This is a genomic window from Streptomyces sp. M92, from assembly GCF_028473745.1.
Lineage (GTDB): Bacteria > Actinomycetota > Actinomycetes > Streptomycetales > Streptomycetaceae > Streptomyces.
Genome location: NZ_CP101137.1, coordinates 4,339,823 through 4,356,824 on the forward strand (window position 1 = coordinate 4,339,823; position 17,002 = coordinate 4,356,824).

General features: G+C 74.2%; 16 protein-coding genes and 1 pseudogene. 11 read left to right on the forward strand and 6 right to left on the reverse strand.

Translation table 11 applies throughout. The annotated features are described in order from the left end of the window. Nucleotides 1–116: 116 nt before the first annotated feature. Together M6G08_RS19615 and M6G08_RS19620 are read right to left on the reverse strand one after the other, a co-directional pair. Complete coding sequence (locus M6G08_RS19615) at nucleotides 117–845, reverse strand: class I SAM-dependent methyltransferase (protein ID WP_272588461.1); 729 nt, start codon at nucleotides 843–845, stop codon at nucleotides 117–119. Further along, the gene (locus M6G08_RS19620; RefSeq protein WP_272588462.1) at nucleotides 842–1,843 is read right to left on the reverse strand and encodes a carboxymuconolactone decarboxylase family protein; all 1,002 of its coding nucleotides are present in this window, start codon (nucleotides 1,841–1,843) and stop codon (nucleotides 842–844) included. The genes M6G08_RS19615 and M6G08_RS19620 overlap by 4 nt, the downstream gene beginning before the upstream one ends. A 167-nt stretch (nucleotides 1,844–2,010) precedes the next feature. On the opposite strand from M6G08_RS19620, the gene M6G08_RS19625 reads away from it, so the two are divergent. Both M6G08_RS19625 and M6G08_RS19630 read left to right on the forward strand, forming a co-directional pair. After that, nucleotides 2,011–3,132, forward strand: coding sequence for a sensor histidine kinase (locus M6G08_RS19625; RefSeq protein WP_272588463.1), 1,122 nt, complete (start codon nucleotides 2,011–2,013; stop codon nucleotides 3,130–3,132). Beyond that, on the forward strand, nucleotides 3,129–3,824 hold the full coding sequence (locus M6G08_RS19630) for a response regulator (RefSeq protein ID WP_272588464.1): 696 nt from the start codon (nucleotides 3,129–3,131) through the stop codon (nucleotides 3,822–3,824). Before M6G08_RS19625 ends, M6G08_RS19630 begins: the two co-directional genes overlap by 4 nt. Here M6G08_RS19630 and lplAB read toward each other — a convergent pair. Further along, nucleotides 3,821–4,885, reverse strand: coding sequence for a lipoate-protein ligase LplAB (gene lplAB / locus M6G08_RS19635; protein WP_272588465.1), 1,065 nt, complete (start codon nucleotides 4,883–4,885; stop codon nucleotides 3,821–3,823). The two genes, M6G08_RS19630 and lplAB, sit on opposite strands and share 4 nt — an antisense overlap. Nucleotides 4,886–5,068: 183 nt before the next feature. Here lplAB and M6G08_RS19640 point away from each other — a divergent pair. The 4 genes and pseudogenes from M6G08_RS19640 to M6G08_RS19655 form a co-directional block, all read left to right on the forward strand. Continuing rightward, nucleotides 5,069–5,250: pseudogene (locus M6G08_RS19640) on the forward strand (MFS transporter); the annotation flags it as partial. A 94-nt stretch (nucleotides 5,251–5,344) separates the two neighbouring features. Then, the gene (locus tag M6G08_RS19645; protein ID WP_272588466.1) at nucleotides 5,345–7,183 is read left to right on the forward strand and encodes a gamma-glutamyltransferase family protein; all 1,839 of its coding nucleotides are present in this window, start codon (nucleotides 5,345–5,347) and stop codon (nucleotides 7,181–7,183) included. 93 nt (nucleotides 7,184–7,276) lie between these two features. Further along, entirely contained in the window at nucleotides 7,277–8,122 is an 846-nt protein-coding gene (locus M6G08_RS19650) for an inositol monophosphatase family protein (protein WP_272588467.1), read from the forward strand. 107 nt (nucleotides 8,123–8,229) lie between these two features. Then, nucleotides 8,230–9,120 (forward strand): GNAT family N-acetyltransferase, encoded by an 891-nt coding sequence (locus tag M6G08_RS19655; protein ID WP_272588468.1) that lies wholly within the window; start codon nucleotides 8,230–8,232, stop codon nucleotides 9,118–9,120. A gap of 58 nt (nucleotides 9,121–9,178) precedes the next feature. Here the strand turns inward: M6G08_RS19655 and M6G08_RS19660 are convergent, their stop codons facing one another. Then, nucleotides 9,179–9,859 carry an NAD(P)H oxidoreductase gene (locus M6G08_RS19660; RefSeq protein ID WP_272588469.1) on the reverse strand — a complete coding sequence of 227 codons (681 nt, stop codon included), beginning with the start codon at nucleotides 9,857–9,859 and terminating at the stop codon, nucleotides 9,179–9,181. Between the two features lie 141 nt (nucleotides 9,860–10,000). Here M6G08_RS19660 and M6G08_RS19665 point away from each other — a divergent pair, with 141 nt between their 5' ends. The 3 genes from M6G08_RS19665 to M6G08_RS19675 all read left to right on the forward strand — a co-directional run bounded on the left by M6G08_RS19665 (nucleotide 10,001) and on the right by M6G08_RS19675 (nucleotide 12,989). Continuing rightward, nucleotides 10,001–10,933 carry an AraC family transcriptional regulator gene (locus M6G08_RS19665; protein ID WP_443048852.1) on the forward strand — a complete coding sequence of 311 codons (933 nt, stop codon included), beginning with the start codon at nucleotides 10,001–10,003 and terminating at the stop codon, nucleotides 10,931–10,933. A gap of 89 nt (nucleotides 10,934–11,022) precedes the next feature. Continuing rightward, the gene (locus M6G08_RS19670) at nucleotides 11,023–12,432 is read left to right on the forward strand and encodes a phytoene desaturase family protein (protein WP_272588471.1); all 1,410 of its coding nucleotides are present in this window, start codon (nucleotides 11,023–11,025) and stop codon (nucleotides 12,430–12,432) included. A gap of 47 nt (nucleotides 12,433–12,479) precedes the next feature. Further along, the gene (locus M6G08_RS19675; RefSeq protein ID WP_272588472.1) at nucleotides 12,480–12,989 is read left to right on the forward strand and encodes an O-acetyl-ADP-ribose deacetylase; all 510 of its coding nucleotides are present in this window, start codon (nucleotides 12,480–12,482) and stop codon (nucleotides 12,987–12,989) included. Nucleotides 12,990–13,090: 101 nt separating this feature from the next. Here the strand turns inward: M6G08_RS19675 and M6G08_RS19680 are convergent, their stop codons facing one another. Together M6G08_RS19680 and M6G08_RS19685 are read right to left on the reverse strand one after the other, a co-directional pair. Beyond that, nucleotides 13,091–13,537, reverse strand: a complete 447-nt coding sequence (locus tag M6G08_RS19680) for a glutaredoxin domain-containing protein (protein ID WP_272588473.1) — start codon at nucleotides 13,535–13,537, stop codon at nucleotides 13,091–13,093. Continuing rightward, entirely contained in the window at nucleotides 13,534–14,208 is a 675-nt protein-coding gene (locus M6G08_RS19685) for a TetR/AcrR family transcriptional regulator (protein WP_336299004.1), read from the reverse strand. The genes M6G08_RS19680 and M6G08_RS19685 overlap by 4 nt, the downstream gene beginning before the upstream one ends. A 90-nt stretch (nucleotides 14,209–14,298) precedes the next feature. On the opposite strand from M6G08_RS19685, the gene M6G08_RS19690 reads away from it, so the two are divergent. After that, nucleotides 14,299–15,273: an NAD(P)-dependent alcohol dehydrogenase gene (locus M6G08_RS19690; RefSeq protein ID WP_272588474.1), complete on the forward strand. Its 975-nt coding sequence runs from the start codon at nucleotides 14,299–14,301 to the stop codon at nucleotides 15,271–15,273. 118 nt (nucleotides 15,274–15,391) lie between these two features. After that, on the forward strand, nucleotides 15,392–17,002 hold the full coding sequence (locus M6G08_RS19695) for an ABC transporter substrate-binding protein (protein ID WP_272588475.1): 1,611 nt from the start codon (nucleotides 15,392–15,394) through the stop codon (nucleotides 17,000–17,002).

Here is a 17,002-nt window from a genome sequence, read left to right on the forward strand (position 1 = left end):
CTGCGGACGGGACGCCAGTGTCACACGAGTCCCTGTGCGGCGGAAGGGCCAACTCGGTGCGTGGCCGGGCGGTGACGCAGACGTACCGGCGGGCCGGGCGGTGGCGGGCGGTTGCGTCACGGCCGGACGGCCGTCACCAGCAACAGGCCCGTCCGCGTCCGCGCCCTCCTGCCCGCGGCGAACGGGAGCAGCACCTCCTCCGGGCCGGCCAGCCGCGAGGCGGGCAGCGCGCCGCCGGGCAACGGCGACAGCAGCAACTCGACGGCGTCCGGAACGTCCCGGCCCCGGGACGACTCCATGGTGACCGGTACGACCCTCACCTCCGCGAACCCGGCCAAGGTCTCCCGGACGCGCTCCGGCTCCTCCCGGTGCGGCCCCGGCGGTCGCGGGCAGACGAACGCGAGCCGACCCCCCGGCCGCAGCGCCCGCGCGACATCGCGTAAGGCGGCGGCGTGGCCGGCGAGGGACATCGGCCCGCCCCGGCCGACGACCACGTCGTACCCACCGGCGGGGAAGGAATGCGCCTGCGCGTCGGCACACACGTAGCAGACGTTCTCGATCCCCTCGGCGGCGGTGCCCGCGCGGGCCCGCTCCAGCGGCGGCGCGCAGGCGTCGACGCCCACCACGTGCCCGGGGGCGGCGAGCCGCGCCGCGAACCGGGTCGTGGCGCCGGCCCCGCAGCCGACGACCAGGACGCGGTCGCCCGGCACGATGGCCGCCGCGCCGAACAGGGCGTCGTCCACACCGGCGGGCCTCGCGTCGTACCCGGCCCGGTGAGCCGCCCGGTGGGCGCCGACGGGACCGTTCCAGGACTCGGCCCGGCGGGGGGCGGCGACGCCGGTCATGAGGTCTCCTCCACGGTGGGTGCGGTCAGGGCGGTTTCTACGCGGTCCACGGCAGCGAACGCGCCGTACGCCACGAGGTGCACCAGGCAGTGGTCGGTGTGCTCGGGCCGGCGCCACGCCGCGACGTCCGCCTCCGCGATCCGGGACGGCGCGAGCGCGGCCAGCAGCGCCAGCCGGGCGCCGGGCCTTTCCCGGCGGTCGGGGAACGGGTCCGGGTCCAAGGGTGGATGCGACCCGTCCCAGTCACGCACGACCGTGCGCACGAGGGCCTGGTCGTCGGCTCCGAGGAGGCCCGCGCCCATCGTGGCGGCCGTGCGCAGGGCCGCGTACGCGGGGCCGACCGGCGTGTCCCCCGCCCACGCCGGTCCCGGGCCGGGGTCGTCGAGCAGGGGCAGGGACGCGCCGGGCACGGCCGGGCGGCGCACGGTGCGGGACAGTGACCGGCCGGCCAGACTCCGCACCGCACGCAGCCGCTGCGCGTCGGCCGGGAGCAGCCTCTCGGTCACCAGGGCCGACACGATCCGGTTGATGAAGTGGAAGGCCAGCGCGGTGCCCAGATAGCCGGGCGCCTCCTCGCGCGGGAACGGGTACGGCTCCCGCGCGGCGCCCGGAACCCGGGTGCGGCGCGCCCAGTCCAGCACGCGCGCGTGCCGCCCGTCGGCCGGCTCCCGGCCCCGGGCCAGCCGCTCGGCCAGGTCGTGGTCGCCGGTCGCGTGCAGCAGCATCGTGTGCGCGTCCACGCAGAACCGGCACCCGTTGGCCTGCGACACCCCGAAGGCGGCGACCTCCTTGCCGGTCCGGTCGCCGGGGCCGGCGAGCAGGGACTCGCGCATCAGCGCCCAGGCGGGGGCGAGGAGCGCGGGGGCGGAGGAGAGGGCCACGAAGGGGGCGGGTTCGGGGATGCCGAAGTCCCGCGCCATCTGCTCGTAGAGCTCCGCGAGGCGGCCGGTGGCCGCTTTCGGGGGCAGGGGCTCGGTATGACGGAAGGTGGTGGGCATGGACAGCAGAGTGCGGCGCGGAGGCGCCCGCGGTCGTCGTACGGCCGGAGACGGTCCTCGCTGCGCCGCCGGAGCCCGTCCCGGGCGGCCACTACTTCGCCGGGAGTAGTCCACAAGCCGTCCACAGGGCCGACGCGGCCGTCGGCGGATCCGTCTATGGTGCGGGCATGAGTGGGCGTCAGATACCGCGGACCGGCCGAGACCGGCTCGCCGACGCGATCCTCGCGGTCGTGGTCGGCGCCCTCGGCATGACCGTCGCGGCCTTCGACGGCGACACCACCGTCCTGGACCAGGCGCTGGTCGCCCTCGCCTCGGCGGCCCTCGCCTTCCACCGCGCCGCCCCGCGCGCGGTGCTGGCCGTCGCCACCGCGCTCGGCACGGCGTACGTGGTGCACGCCCACCCCGGACCACTGTCCGCACTGCCCGTCCTGGCCGCCGTGCACACCGCGGCCCGGGTCGGCCACCGGGGCGTCGCGGCGGCCGGCGGCGCGGTGTTCCTGGCGGGATACGTGGCGACCGGGCCCGGGACGCAGGACGTGGCCGAGCGGGCCGGGCTGCTGGCCGGCTGGTTCCTGTGCGCGGTGGTGACCGGGCTCGCCGACCGCAACTGGCAGGCGTACCTGCGCCAGACCGAGCAGCGCGCCCTGGAGGCGGAACGCACCCGGGAGGAGGCGGCCCTGCGCCGGGCCGGCGAGGAACGCCTGCGCATCGCCCGGGAGTTGCACGACTCGCTCACCCACAGCATCTCCATCGTCAAGCTACAGGTGGGCGTCGCCGTCCACCTCGCGCGCAAACGGGGCGAGGAGGTGCCGCCCGCGCTGCTCGCCATCCAGGAGGCGAGCGGCGAGGCGATGCGCGAGCTGCGCTCCGCCCTCCAGGTGCTGCGCGCCGACGAGCCGGCCGGTACCCCGGCGCTGCTCGTGGAGCGGGCCCGCGCGGCCGGCCTCGCCGTCGACCTGACGGTCACCGGTGCGCAGCGCCCGCTGCCGCAGGCCGTCGACCGGGCCGCCTACCGCATCGTCCAGGAGGCCTTGACCAACGCGGCACGGCACGCGGGACCGGCGAAGGTGACGGTGCGGATCGACCACGGCACCGAGAAGGAGGGGGAGTTGACGATACTCGTGGAGGACGACGGCGTCGGCGACCCGGCCCGGCCGCCGGCGCCGGGTACCGGCCTGACCGGCATGGACGAACGCGTCACGGCGCTCGGCGGCACCCTGCGCGCCGCCCCGCGCACGGAGGGCGGCTTCGCGGTGCGGGCCCGGCTCCCGCTGGGGGAGCGGGGATGAGCGAGCAGGTCCTACGGGTGGTGCTCGTCGACGACCAGGCGCTGATGCGGGCCGGCTTCCGGGCCCTGCTGGACGCCGAGGACGGCATCGAGGTGGTCGGCGAGGCCGCCGACGGGGAGCAGGGGGTGGCGCTGGTGCGGGCCGAGGTGCCCGACATCGCGCTGGTCGACGTGCAGATGCCGGTGATGTCCGGCATCGAGGCGACCCGCCGCATCGCCTCCGACCCCGTCCTCGCCGCCGTACGCGTGGTCATCCTCACCAACTACGGCCTGGACGAGTACGTCTTCGAGGCGCTGCGGGCGGGTGCGAGCGGCTTCCTCCTCAAGGACACCGAGCCGGCCGACCTGCTCCAGGCCATCGAGGTGGTGGCGCGCGGCGAGGCCCTGCTCTCCCCGTCCGTCACCCGCACCCTGATCGGCGAGTTCGTGGCCCGTCCCCCGGACCGGGCCACCGCCCCCGGCCTGGACGGCCTCACCCGCCGCGAGCGCGAGGTCACCGCGCTCGCCGCACGCGGACTGAGCAACGAGGAGATCGCCGCGCACATGGTGATCAGCCCGCTGACCGCCAAGACGCACATCAGCCGGGCGATGACCAAGCTGGGCGCCCGAGACCGGGCACAGCTGGTGGTCTTCGCCTACGAGTCGGGACTGGTGGAGGCGCGGCGGCGCCGGACGCACACCTTCGAGGCCTAGGGAACGCGCGCGGTCCACCGGGTGGAGCCGAACTTGGTGCGCGCCAGCTCCCGCGCCCGGGCCAGCTCCTCGTCGGTCACCTTCCCCTGGGTGAGGCCGTAGCGGCCGCCGAAGGAGGTGATCATGCGGTCGATCACGGCCTCGCGCGGCAGACCGGTCTGCCGGCGCAGCGGGTCCACCCGCTTCTTCGCGCTCCTGGTGCCCTTGTCGGACATCTTCTCCTTGCCGATGCGGAGCACCTCCAGCATCTTGTCGGCGTCGATGTCGTACGACATGGTCACGTGGTGCAGCACGGCGCCGGGACCGCCCCCGGGCCCGACCACGCGTTTCTGCGCGGCGCCCGCGATCTTGCCCTGGTCGGTGGCGATGTCGTTCAGCGGCTGGTACCAGGCCTTGACGCCCATGTCGCCGAGGGCGCCCAGCACCCAGTCGTCGAGGTAGGCGTAGCTGTCCTGGAAGGAGAGGCCCTGGACCAGCGCGTCCGGCACCGAGAGCGAGTAGGTGATCGTGTTGCCGGGTTCCACGAACATCGCGCCGCCGCCGGAGATCCGGCGCACCACCTCGATGCCGTGGCGGGCGGCGCCCTCGGGGTCCACCTCGTTGCGCAGCGACTGGAAGCTGCCGATGATCACTGCCGGTGCGCCCCACTCCCACACCCGCAGTGTCGGCGGGCGCCGGCCCGCGGCCACCTCGGCGGTCAGCACCTCGTCCAGCGCCATGTGCAGGGCGGGCGGCTGCGGACCCTCGTGGATCAGCTGCCAGTCGTAGTCCGTCCAGTCGGTGGCGTGTGCGAGCGCGCGGCGCACGGCGATCCCGACGCCCTCCGAGGTCAGCCCGTACATCACGGTTCCCTCGGGCAGCGCCGCGTCGATCCGGGCGGCCAGTCCCGCCGCGTCGGTGCCGGCCGGGGCGCCCTCCAGCGCACGGTTCACGGCGTCCAGCGCCTCGTCCGGCTCGAGGAAGAAGTCGCCCGCCACGCGCACGTGCCGCAGCACTCCGTCCTCGGCCTCCACGTCCACGACGACCAGCTTGCCGCCGGGGATCTTGTATTCACCGTGCACCGATCTGCCTCCGTTTCCGTACGTCGGGGCAACAGCGCCGCGGGCCGTGCTGTTCCCCGGGGCGGGCACGGCCCCGGACACGGGCGGCGGGCCGCGGACCCGCTCCGGCTAGCCTGACCGCATGCGCGGCACCGGGGACCTGCCGACGCTCGCCGCGGGCGAGGTGGACGTGTCCTTCGTGATCAGCTCGGCCAGGCCCGCGCCGGAGCCATGGCCGGCTGGACCGGAGCCCGCCCGGCCATCCGGAGCGGCGGACTCGCCTGCGTCGCCGCGGTGGGCCTGCTCACCGCCGCCCTGCCCGGCTCGTCGCCTACGACGCCCGCACCGACGAGGACGCCCTCCGCCGCGCCGCCGAGGCCGTCGGGGGAGGAACCGTCACGTTCCTGACCCGGCGGGTGTCCGGACCCCCGAGTGGGTACGGAAGGCCAGTGCGACCCGACGACGCACCCGAGGTGAGAAATGCAGCACACCACCCGCCCGACCCTCCAGGGCACCTTCGGCATGGTCTCCTCCACCCACTGGCTGGCCTCGCAGTCGGCCATGGCGGTGCTGGAGGACGGCGGCAACGCCTACGACGCCGCCGTGGCCGGTGCCTTCGTGCTGCACGTCGTCGAGCCGCACCTGAACGGGCCCGCCGGGGAGGTGCCGATCCTGCTCGCACCGGCGGACGGCGAGGTGCGGGTGCTGTGCGGACAGGGCGTGGCACCGGCCGGGGCGACGATCGCGCACTACAAGGGGCTCGGCCTCGACCTGGTCCCCGGCACCGGCCCGCTCGCCGCCGCGGTCCCCGGTGCCTTCGACGCCTGGATGACGCTGCTGCGCGACCACGGCACCAAGCCGCTCGCCGACGTGCTGAAGTACGCCATCGGGTACGCGGAACACGGGCACCCGCCCGTGGAGCGGATGACGGAGACCGTGGAGACCGTGCGGGAGCTGTTCGGGACGGAGTGGACGTCCTCGGCCGAGATCTACCTCCCGGACGGCCGTCCGCCTCGCCCCGGCGTGCCCTTCCGCAACCCCGCCCTCGCCGCCACCTGGAAGCGGCTGCTCGCCGAGACCGCCGGCGCGGGGGGCCGCGAGGCGCGGATCGACGCGGCACGGGAGGTCTGGCGCACCGGATTCGTCGCCGAGGCCCTCGTACGGCAGGCCGGCCGGCCCACCATGGACACCAGCGGCGTCCGCCACACCGGCACCCTCACGGCCGCCGACCTCGCCGGCTGGTCCGCGCACTACGAGGCTCCCGCCACCTACGACTGGAACGGCTGGACCCTGTGCAAGGCGGGCCCCTGGAGCCAGGGCCCCGTCCTGCTCCAGCAGCTGGCGCTGCTCCCGCCCGAGCTGCCGCGGTACGGCTCGGCGGACTACGTCCACCTGCTGATCGAGGGCTGCAAGCTCGCCATGGCCGACCGGGAGGCCTGGTACGGGGACGCGGACGGCGCTGACGCGGTGCCGCTCGACGACCTGCTGTCGCCCGAGTACAACGCGGCGCGGCGGGCGCTCGTCGGTGAGAAGGCCTCCTTCGAGCTGCGGCCCGGCAGCCCGGGCGGGCGCGCCCCGCGGCTCAGCGCGCACGCGCGCGGGGCGGCCGTGGAGGGGGAGGGCCTCGACGCCCTGGGCGTCGGTGAGCCGACGGTGGCCAAGAGCCCGACGTCGCCGGTGCCGGGCGAACCGGACGTCGCCGCCGACGGGGGCACCCGTGGCGACACCTGCCACCTGGACATAGTCGACCGCTGGGGCAACATGGTCTCGGCCACCCCCAGCGGCGGCTGGCTCCAGTCCAACCCGGTCGTGCCCGAACTGGGCTTCCCGCTCGGCACCCGGTTGCAGATGACCTGGCTGGAGGAGGGCCTGCCCAACTCGCTCACACCGGGCCGCCGGCCGCGCACCACGCTCACGCCCTCCGTCGCGCTGCGCGACGGGGTGCCGGTCATGGCCTTCGGCACCCCCGGCGGCGACCAGCAGGACCAGTGGCAGACACACTTCTTCCTGGCGGTCGCCCTGCGCGCGCAGGTGCGCGGCGGCCTCGACCTCCAGGGCGCCATCGACGCCCCGAACTGGCACAACGACAGCTTCCCCGGCTCCTTCTTCCCGCGCGGCATGCGGACGGGCAGCGTCACCGTGGAGTCCCGCGTGCCGGCGGAGGTCGTCGAGGAGCTGCGGCGCCGCGGGCACGACGTGACGGTCGGCGAGGCCTGGTCGGAGGGCCGGCTGTGCGCCGTCGCCCGGGACCCCGAAACGGGCGTGCTCTCGGCGGCGGCGAACCCGCGCGGCATGCAGGGGTACGCGGTCGGGCGCTGACCGCGCCGGCCCCGCTCCGCCTGTTCGCGCCGATTCCACCCGGAGTACACCACCCGGGTGGGGATTGTCAGTGGGGCGTGCTCTCATGGAGTCATGATCGAGAACAACGAAACCATCGACGAGTTTCTCGCCCGGCACGCCGACGACGTGGCGGAGGCCGTCCGCAAGGCCGCCGCCCAGGAGATCATGCCGCGCCGGCGCCGGCTGGCGTCCCACGAGATCGACGAGAAGGCCGGCCCGCACGACCTGGTCACGGACGCCGACCGGCAGGCCGAGCTCTTCCTCACCGACGCCCTGTCCGCACTGCTGCCCGGCTCGGTGGTGGTCGGAGAGGAGGCGGTGCACGCCAACCCCGCCTCCTACGAGGCGATACGCGGCGAGGCGCCGGTGTGGATCGTCGACCCGGTCGACGGGACGCGGCAGTTCGTGCACGGCGACCCGGGCTTCTGCACCCTGGTCGCCCTCGCCCACCACGGGGTCGTGCGGGCCTCGTGGACCTACGCCCCGGTCCACGACCAGCTGGCCACGGCGGTCCGGGGCCAGGGCGCCTTCCTGGACGGCGAGCGCCTGCACGCCGGGCCGCCCGAGCCCGGCCGCGAGCTCGACGTCGCCACCTCCCACCCGGACTACACGACCGACGAGCAGAAGCAGGCCCTGCTCGGCCTGCGCACCCCGGGCGTGGCCCCCCGCCCCTGCGGCTCGGCGGGCCTGGAGTACCTGGCCGTGGCCCGCGGCGAGCTGGACGCCACGGCGTTCAGCTGGGAAGCGGCGTGGGACCACGCGGCCGGCCTGCTCCTGGTGGAGGAGGCGGGCGGCACCCACCTCACCCGCACCGGCGAGCCCTTCCGCATCACGGGCGGCAACGAGCTGCCGTTCACCGCGGCTCGCGACGCCGCCACGGCCCGCCGGGTGGTGGCACTGCTGGCGGGCGAGGCCTGACCACCGGGGGCAGCGCCCCTCCGCACGGCGAATTGCCGTGTCCCGGTGCCCCGTCGCGTGATCGACTGTCGGCCCAGACAGTCATCACCGGACGGACCGGAGTCACCTTGCCCATACACGTCACCGCCCTCGCCGACCCCGACCGCACCCCGTCCAGCCATCGCCTCGCGTGGCTGGCCCGCGGGGACGACGGCGCCCCGCTCGGGTACGCGTTCCTGCGCCTGTTCACCAAGGAGGGCCAGAAGCACCTGGCCGAGCTGACGCTGCACGTGCACCCCGCCGAGCGGCGGGCAGGGACGGGGACCCGGCTTCTCGACACCGCGGTGGCCGCCGCGCGCGAGGACGGTCGGCGGTCGGTGGTCGCGCAGGCCGACGCGGACTCGCCCGGCGACCACTTCCTCGCCGCGCGCGGCTTCCGCGTGGTGCTGGGACTGACCTACGCGCGGCTCGCCCTGGACGAGTTGGACGCCGTCCGGACCGACGCGATCGACGCGATCGCCGACCAGCCGCACCCCGGCTACCGCCTCGTGTCATGGCGCGGTACCGTCCCCGACGAGCTCGCGCGGACCTTCGCCGCCTCCCGCCGCGCGCTGGACGACATGCCGATGGGGGACACCGACTACGGCGTCGTGGTCTGGGACGTCGAGCGGGTGCTGGCCGCCGCCCGGGCCGTCGCCGACCGCGGCGACCTGCTCACCACGGTGGCCGCCGTCGACGAGGCGGACGGCTCGGTCGCCGGCTTCTCGGAGCTCGTCGTGCCGGGCGACGGCAAGGGCGACGGGCTCCACTACGGCACCGGCGTACTGCCCGAGCACCGCGGCCACAGCCTCGGCCGCTGGATGAAGGCCGAGTCGATCCGCCTCGCCCGCACCCGGCACCCCGGACTCGCCGGCCTGGTCACCGACACGGCCGACGGCAACACCCACATGCGGCGCATCAACGACGCCCTGGGATACGTCCCCACCCACAAGTCCCTGGAGTACCAGCTCGACCTGTGACGGCCGAAGACGGTGCCCGGCCGGTGCCCGGCCGTCCACCGGCCGGGCACCGGCCCCGTCAGGCCGCCACCGTCTCCTCGGCGAGGAACTTCTCCACGAACTCCCGCGCGCGACGGTCGAAATCGGCGTACTGCGCCTCACGCTCGGTACCCGCGACCGCGTCGCCGACCAGCAGGTTGCCCTCGGCGTCCAGGCGCTGCGGGCGGTCCTCCGCGTCGGTGAGCAGACCGACGGTGGAGCGGGAGAAGCCACAGTAGTAGGCGATGCCCTCGTTCAGGTTGGCCTCCAGGACGGACCGCATGCCCTCCACCACGACGTCGTCGGCGGGGGCGCCGGCCAGTGCCAGCCACAGGATGCGCTTGCCCGCGAGGCGGGGCTTGCTGCGGCCGTAGGCGAAGCCGTAGTTCCACACGCGGTCGATCCACCCCTTGAGGATGGCGGGCACGCTCTGCCAGTACACCGGGAAGACGGCGACTACGACCTCGGCGGCGAGGATGCGCCGCATGTGGGCGTGCGTCTCGTCCGAGTACTGCTTCTCCCGGTCGCCCCAGTCCGGCTGGTCCGCCACGTTCATCCGCGGGTCGAACCCCTCGGCGTGCAGGTCGAGCAGGTCGACCCGGTACCCGGCGGCCTCGAGCCGGCCGACGGTGCGACGGGCGGTGTGCGCGGTGAGGGAGTCGGTGCGGTGGTGGGCGACGACCACGAGGGCCGTCCTGGCGTCACTGCTGTGCTGCGTCACGGTGTCTCCCGGCTGTTCGCGATCGGTTCGTCTCGATCGGTTCGTCTCGATCGGCTCGACGAGTCCAGTACAGCCGCGGCCTCATAGATGATCCATGGGAGAAACTCTCCGAAACATAGGAGATCGTCTACGATGCCTTCCATGGATCCCCTGAGTTCGCTGCTGAGCGGCATCCGGGCCGAGGGCTCGGTCGTCAGCCACGCCGTGCTGACGGCGCCCTGGACCGTCCACTTCGCCGACGGCGCGCCGCTCACCATGGTCAGCGTGCTGCGCGGCGGCGGCACCCTGCTGCTGCCCGACGGCACCGAGCGGGCCGTCGGCGTGGGCGACACGGCCGTCGTGCGCGGCCCCGCACCCTTCTGCCTCGCGGACCGTCCCGGCACCGTCCACGGCCCGCACGCCGAGTACGAGATCGCCTGCTTCACCCCGGACGCCGAATGCACGGCACAGGAACTCGGCGGCATCCGCTGGGGCACCGACCCGGACGGGGCGACCGCGCTGATCGTGGGTGCCTACCGAGCCTCCGGCCACCGCCACGAACGGCTCCTGCGCGCCCTGCCGCCCGTCCTGGTGATCAACGAGGACGTCGAGGTCTGCACCTGGCTGGAGACGGCCGCCGCCGACGCCGCCCAGCGCTCGGCGGGTTCCCAGGCACTGATGGACCGGCTCCTGGACTGGGCGCTGGTGTGCACCCTGCGCAACTGGTTCGACCAGGTCGGCGCCGCCGCGCCCAGCTGGTACCGCGGCCTCGCCGACCCGGTCCTCGGCCCCGCCCTCCAGGCCTTCCACGACCGGCCCGCCGAGCCCTGGACCGTGGCGTCGCTGGCCACGCGGGCCGGTGTCTCCCGGGCGCTGTTCGCCAAGCGCTTCACCCAGGTGATGGACCGGCCGCCCCTCGCCTACCTCACCGAATGCCGCATGGCCGACGCCGAGGCGCTGCTGGCCGACACCGACCTCGGCATCGCCGAGATCGCCAAGTCCGTCGGCTACGCGGACGCCTTCGGCTTCAGCGCCGCCTTCAAACGCCACCGGGGACTGAGCCCCAGCGGGTTCCGGGCCGCCGCGGCGGCGTGAGCCCACCCGCGGCCGCGGGCTGTCGGACCCCGGGCATATCCTGATCCCCAGTGGCCATCGGCTGACGAAGGGGTCCGAAGGTGCCGTCGATGCTCGATGCGGTCGTGGTGGGAGCGGGGCCGAACGGGCTGACCGCTGCCGTGGAGCTGGCCCGCCGCGGCTTCTCGGTGGCCGTGTTCGAGGCCCAGGGCACCGTGGGCGGCGGAGCCCGCACCGAGGAACTGACCCTGCCGGGCTTCCGGCACGACCCGTGCTCCGCCGCGCACCCGCTCGGGATCAACTCACCCGCCTTCCGCGACCTGCCCCTGGAGCGGTACGGACTCCAGTGGCTGCACGCCGCGCTGCCCATGGCGCACCCCTTCCCGGACGGTTCGGCGGCCGTGCTCTCCCGGTCGGTCGGCGAGACGGCCGCCTCCTTCGGACCGCGCGACGCCGGCGCCTACCGCAGACTCGTCGAGCACTTCCTGCCCCACTGGGACACCCTGGCCCGCGACTTCATGTCCCTGCCGCTCACCGCGCTGCCCCGCGACCCCGTCACCCTCGCCCGCTTCGGCCTCATCGGCCTGCCCCCGTCCACGTGGCTGATGCGCCGCTTCCGCGACGACAAGGCCAAGACCCTCTTCGCCGGGCTCGTCGCGCACGTCATGGCCCCGCTGGGCGGCTTCGCCACCAGCGCCATAGGCATGGTCTTCGCCCTCGCCGCGCACGCCCGCGGCTGGCCCGTGGCCCGCGGCGGCTCCCAGGCCATCTCGGACGCCCTCGCCGCCTACCTCATGGACCTCGGCGGCACCGTCCACACCGACTACGAGGTCAAGCGCCTCGACGACCTGCCGCCGGCCCGCGCCTACGTCTTCGACACCTCGCCCACCGCCCTGGCCCGCATCGCCGGCCTCGGCAGCCACTACGCCGGCTACCGGTACGGGCCCGGCGTCTTCAAGGTCGACTACGCGCTGGACGGCCCCGTCCCGTGGACCGCCGAGGAGCCCCGCACCGCCGGCACCGTGCAGATCGGCGCCGGCAGCGCGGAGATCGGCGCCGCGCTGAACGCCGCCTCCCGCGAGGGTCGCGCCCCCGACGCGCCGTTCCTCATCACCACGCAGCCCAGCGTCGCCGACCCCACCCGGGCCCCCGAGGGCAAGCATGTCTTCTGGGCGTACGGACACGTCCCCAACGGCTGGACCGGCGACCTCACCGACGCCATCGAACGCCAACTGGAGCGCTTCGCGCCCGGCTTCCGCGACCGGATCCTGGCCCGCGCCACCGCCGGCCCGCCCCAACTGGCCGCCCGCAACGCCAACTACGTCGGCGGGGACATCGCGGCCGGCGCCGTCTCCGGCCTCCAGCTCCTGCTGCGCCCCAAGCTGTCCCTGTTCCCGTACGCCACCCCGCACCCGGCCGTCTACATCTGCTCGTCGGCCACCCCGCCGGGCCCCGGAGTGCACGGCATGTCGGGGCACAACGCGGCGAAGGCCGTCTGGCGCAGACTGCGGCAGACCTGACCGCGGACCGGAGCCGATCGGAGACCGCCCATGACGGGACACCGGACATGACCACCATCACCCTCGTCCAGGGCGACATCACCCGCGAGAGCGCCGACGCGATCGTCAACGCGGCCAACTCCTCACTCCTCGGCGGAGGCGGCGTCGACGGCGCCATCCACCGGCGCGGCGGCCCCGCCGTCCTCGCGGAGTGCCGCAGGCTCCGCGCCTCGCACTACGGCGAGGGCCTGCCCACCGGCCAGGCGGTCGCCACCACCGCGGGCGACCTGGACGCCCGCTGGGTGATCCACACGGTCGGCCCGGTGCACCAGGCCTCGGGCAGCGATCCCACGCTGCTCGCCTCCTGCTACCGGGAGTCGCTACGGGTGGCCGACGAGCTGGGTGCCCGTACGGTCGCGTTCCCGGCGATCTCCACCGGCGTGTACCGGTGGCCGCTGGACGACGCGGCCCGCATCGCCGTCGAAACGGTGCGGCGCACGCCGACCGCCGTCGAAGAGGTGAGGTTCGTGCTCTTCGACGACCGGGCGTACGAGGCGTTCTCCCGGCAACTCCCCTGACAGGGCGACGGCTTGGCAGCATCCCCGCCAAGAGCGACGCGCCAAGCGCTTAGACGGCGCCTGCTCTGCCTGCCGAGCTCTGGGGCTGGTCAGTGGCCGGCTCACCGCTGAGGGCCGCTCCCGGAGATCTGTTCGCGCACCCATGCCGGATCGGGGTTGGTGTGCGGCCGGCCAGACACGACGACGGTCGGCACGGTCTCGTTGCCGTCGTTGGCGGCCCGCACCGCCGCGGCTCCGTCCGGGTCGCGCCAGATGTCGACCCAGTGCAACCGGCGGGCGCCGCGGCCCAACCGGACGCGCAGCCGTATGCAGTACGTGCAGCCAGGGCGCCAGTAGACGACTGGCCGGCCGTCGGCCAGGCTGCGGCGTTGTGCCTCCCGCGCACCGATCGACCTCGGGAAGACCAGGGGCGAGTTCACGGCTGAGAGCGCCAGGAACGCCGGCAGGATTACGGCGGCCGTGCCGACGTCCCCCTTGAGGAAGAGGCCGGTCGCGAGGACCGAGCCGCAGAGCGCGAGCAGCGTCGGCGGGATCCAGGCGCGCATCATGACGCCGCAGAGGCCGCAGAGGCCGCAGACGAAGACGCCGCGACGGCGGGAGGACGCGGGGAGCGCACCCCCTCGATCACGAGGTCCAGGAGCCGGTCCGCCCGCGTTCCGTCGTCGCCTTCGCCCGCGCCTGCGCCTTCGTACGCGGTGAGCGAGATGGCGCTGACCAGCGCGAGAAGATCCTCGGCCCGGACGCCGTCCCGCACGGCCCCCGCCCGCCGGGCCCGGCCGAGCAGTTCGCCGGCCGCGGCGGTGATCATCGCCGCGCAGCCGTCGCTCTCGTCCAGCAGGTCGGCGTCCCGGCCGTCGCGCAGCAACGACCCGACCAGACCGCGGCTGGCCGCCGCATACGTGGTGAAGTCCCGCAGCCAGGCGAAGAGCGCGGTGCCCGGCTCGCCGTGCGACGCGTGCTCGCGTGCCCGGGCGCACAGCGCCTCCGCGCGGTCGCGGAAGACCACCTCCAGGAGCGAGCGCCGGGAGGGGAAGTGCCGGTGCAGGGTCGCGGAGCCGACACCGGCGCGGCGGGCGATCTCTTCCAGGGAGGCGTCGGCGCCGTGGGCCGTGAAGATCTCCTCGGCCGCGGCGACGATGCGTTCGTAGTTGCGCCGGGCGTCCGCGCGCATGGGACCTCGCGCCCTGCTGCCGACCACCATGACCTCCAGGACTGTCAAACGGGGTGCCGCTCCGGTTATCGTACCCGGGCATAAGTGGGGGCCCACCCCGTTTCTGGCGTGAGATCCGCGGAGAGTCAGGAGAGCCACATGCGTGCTGTGCAGTACGACCGTTTCGGCCCACCCGAGGTGCTCCACGTCGCCGAGGTGCCGAAGCCCATCCCGGGGCCGCGGGAGGTGCTGGTCGAGGTGTACGGGGCCGGCGTGGACGCGGGGGAGACCGCCTTCCGCGCGGGCCGGATGCGCGGTATCACCCGTACCGCCTTCCCCCGCGGTACGGGCGGCGACTTCGCCGGCCGGGTCGCGGCGGTGGGTGCGCAGGTGCGCGGTCGGCAGCCCGGGGACAGGGTGTGGGGAGTCATGCCGCACTTCACCTTCGGCGCCATCGCCGAGTACGTCGCCGTTCCCGCGGACCGGCTCGCCGCGGCGCCCGGGAACATCGGCCTGCTGGAAGCCGCCGCCCTCCCGGTGTCGGGCACCACCGCGCTCACCGCGCTGACGGACAAGGCCCACCTCGTCCCCGGCGAGCGGCTCCTGGTCCGCGGTGCCGCCGGAGGTGTCGGCAGCCTCGCCGTGCAACTGGGCAAGGCGCTCGGTGCGCACGTCACCGCCCTCGCCGGCGCCCGGAACCTCGACCGGGTCGCCGCACTGGGCGCCGACGAGGTTCTCGACTACCGCGCGACCCGGCCGGACGACCTCGGCCGCTTCGACGTCATCGTCGACCTGGTGGGCACCGGACTCGGCGCCTACCGGGCCAGGCTCACCCGGAACGGACGCATGATCGCCCTCGCCTTCGACCCGGACCGCATCGTCGCCTCCATGCTCGCCACCGGACTGCGTGCCGCCCTCCGCCCGCGGCGGATCAAGCTGTTCAGCAACAACCCGCCTCCCGAGCGCCTGGCGGAGCTCGCCCGGCGAGTCGATAAGGGGGACCTCCGCCCGGTGATCCACGCCGTCCTGCCGATGGACGACATCGCCGACGCCCACCGCGGGCTGGAGGCGGGAGGCGTGCACGGAAAGTACGTCGTGGACATGGGGCGTTCGCGTGGTGACGACAGGACCTAGGGTGTCCTCGCGCGCGCGGAGTCGGTCCGCGCGCCCCCGCATGCTTCCCCACCTGGCTTGACGCTTCTATTGCGACTGATGTGCAATAACCCCGCACCAACAACAATGTGGGGGAGACATGACAACCCGACGAACTCGTCGGACCCGTCGGATACGAAGCGCCGCCGCCGTGGCGGCGTTCGCCGCGGGCGTCACCGCCTGCTCCGCGCCCGGGAGCGGCGGGGCGGGCGGCGACGCCGAGGCGTCCGAGTCCGTGGTGATCGGGGTGGCCTCCGAGCCGGACACCCTCAGCCCGCTGCTGGGCTACGGCAAGGACGGAAACTCCAAGATCTTCGACGGGCTGCTGGCCCGCGATACCGACCTGCAGCTGAAGCCCGCCCTCGCGACCGCGCTGCCGAAGATCACCGACGGCGGCACGACGTACACGTACACCCTGCGTGACGGCGTCAAGTTCAGCGACGGCGAACCGCTGACCGCCGAGGACGTGGTCTACACGTACCGCACCGTCCTCGACGAGAAGACCAACAACACCGCCCGCAGCGAACTGGACGCCGTCAAGGACGTCCGCGCGAAGGGCGACGACACCGTCGTCTTCTCCCTCAAGTACCCGTACGCGCCCTTCGCCGCCCGCACGGTGCTGCCCATCGTCCCCGAGCACGTGGCGGGCGGCCAGGACCCCAACACCGGCGACTTCAACACCGAGCCGGTCGGCACCGGGCCGTACGTCCTCGCCGACTGGAGCAAGGGCGAGAAGCTCACCTTCAAGGCCAACCCGCACTACTGGGGCGGCGAGCCCGCGGTGAAGTCGTTCACCATGGCGATCGTCGCCGACGACAACGTGCGCGCCACCCGGCTGCGCTCCGGCGACCTCGACGGCGCCGTCCTGCCGCCCAACCTGGCCGCCACCTTCGAGAAGGACGACGGCAAGCGCACCTACCAGGCCCGGTCGTACGACTTCCGTGCCGTCACCCTGCCCACCGCGAACAAAGTCACCGGCGACCGCGCGATCCGGCGCGCCCTGGACGCCGCCGTGGACCGCCAGGTCATGGTCGACCAGATCCTGAACGGCGCGGGCCGGCCGGCGTACGGGCCGCTGCCCGTCGACGACCCCTGGTACGACCGCGGCATCGAGCGTCCGCACGACCTCGCCAAGGCCAAGCGCATCCTGGACGAGGCGGGCTGGGAGACCGGCTCCGACGGCATCCGCGCCAAGGACGGGCAGCGGGCCACCTTCACCCTCTACTACCCCACGGGCGACAAGGTCCGCCAGGACCACGCCCTCGCCTACGCCTCCGACGCCAAGAAGGCCGGCATCGAGGTGAAGGTGGAGGGTGCCACCTGGGAGGTCATCGAGCCGCGGATGAAGCACGACGCCGTCCTGGCGGGCCTCGGCAGCGTCGGCGACCCGGACTTCGGCCTCTACACGATGCTGCACTCCTCCCTCGCGGGCGACGGCTTCAACAACATGGCCGGCTACGACAACCCGGTGGTGGACGAGGCGCTGGACGCCGGCCGCCGCACCCAGGACCCTCAGCGGCGCGCGGCGGCCTACGACAAGATCCAGCAGGCCCTGGTCGACGACCCCGGCTACACCTTCCTCACCCACATCGACCACCTCTACGTCCTCGCCGACCGCTGGGAAGGGCTGACCACGCAGCTGGAGCCGCACGAGCACGGCTTCGCCAGCGGGCCCTGGTGGAACCTCGAGGACTGGCAGCCGAAGAAGTGA

What these genes read in the sequence shown, in the direction of transcription:
- M6G08_RS19615 (WP_272588461.1), bottom strand. Translation starts at nt 845, where the DNA reads ATGACCGGCGTCGCCGCCCCCCGCCGGGCCGAGTCCTGGAACGGTCCC.
- M6G08_RS19620 (WP_272588462.1), bottom strand. Translation starts at nt 1,843, where the DNA reads ATGCCCACCACCTTCCGTCATACCGAGCCCCTGCCCCCGAAAGCGGCC.
- M6G08_RS19625 (WP_272588463.1), top strand. Translation starts at nt 2,011, where the DNA reads ATGAGTGGGCGTCAGATACCGCGGACCGGCCGAGACCGGCTCGCCGAC.
- M6G08_RS19630 (WP_272588464.1), top strand. Translation starts at nt 3,129, where the DNA reads ATGAGCGAGCAGGTCCTACGGGTGGTGCTCGTCGACGACCAGGCGCTG.
- M6G08_RS19645 (WP_272588466.1), top strand. Translation starts at nt 5,345, where the DNA reads ATGCAGCACACCACCCGCCCGACCCTCCAGGGCACCTTCGGCATGGTC.
- M6G08_RS19650 (WP_272588467.1), top strand. Translation starts at nt 7,277, where the DNA reads ATGATCGAGAACAACGAAACCATCGACGAGTTTCTCGCCCGGCACGCC.
- M6G08_RS19665 (WP_443048852.1), top strand. Translation starts at nt 10,001, where the DNA reads ATGGATCCCCTGAGTTCGCTGCTGAGCGGCATCCGGGCCGAGGGCTCG.
- M6G08_RS19670 (WP_272588471.1), top strand. Translation starts at nt 11,023, where the DNA reads ATGCTCGATGCGGTCGTGGTGGGAGCGGGGCCGAACGGGCTGACCGCT.
- M6G08_RS19675 (WP_272588472.1), top strand. Translation starts at nt 12,480, where the DNA reads ATGACCACCATCACCCTCGTCCAGGGCGACATCACCCGCGAGAGCGCC.
- M6G08_RS19680 (WP_272588473.1), bottom strand. Translation starts at nt 13,537, where the DNA reads ATGATGCGCGCCTGGATCCCGCCGACGCTGCTCGCGCTCTGCGGCTCG.
- M6G08_RS19690 (WP_272588474.1), top strand. Translation starts at nt 14,299, where the DNA reads ATGCGTGCTGTGCAGTACGACCGTTTCGGCCCACCCGAGGTGCTCCAC.
- M6G08_RS19695 (WP_272588475.1), top strand. Translation starts at nt 15,392, where the DNA reads ATGACAACCCGACGAACTCGTCGGACCCGTCGGATACGAAGCGCCGCC.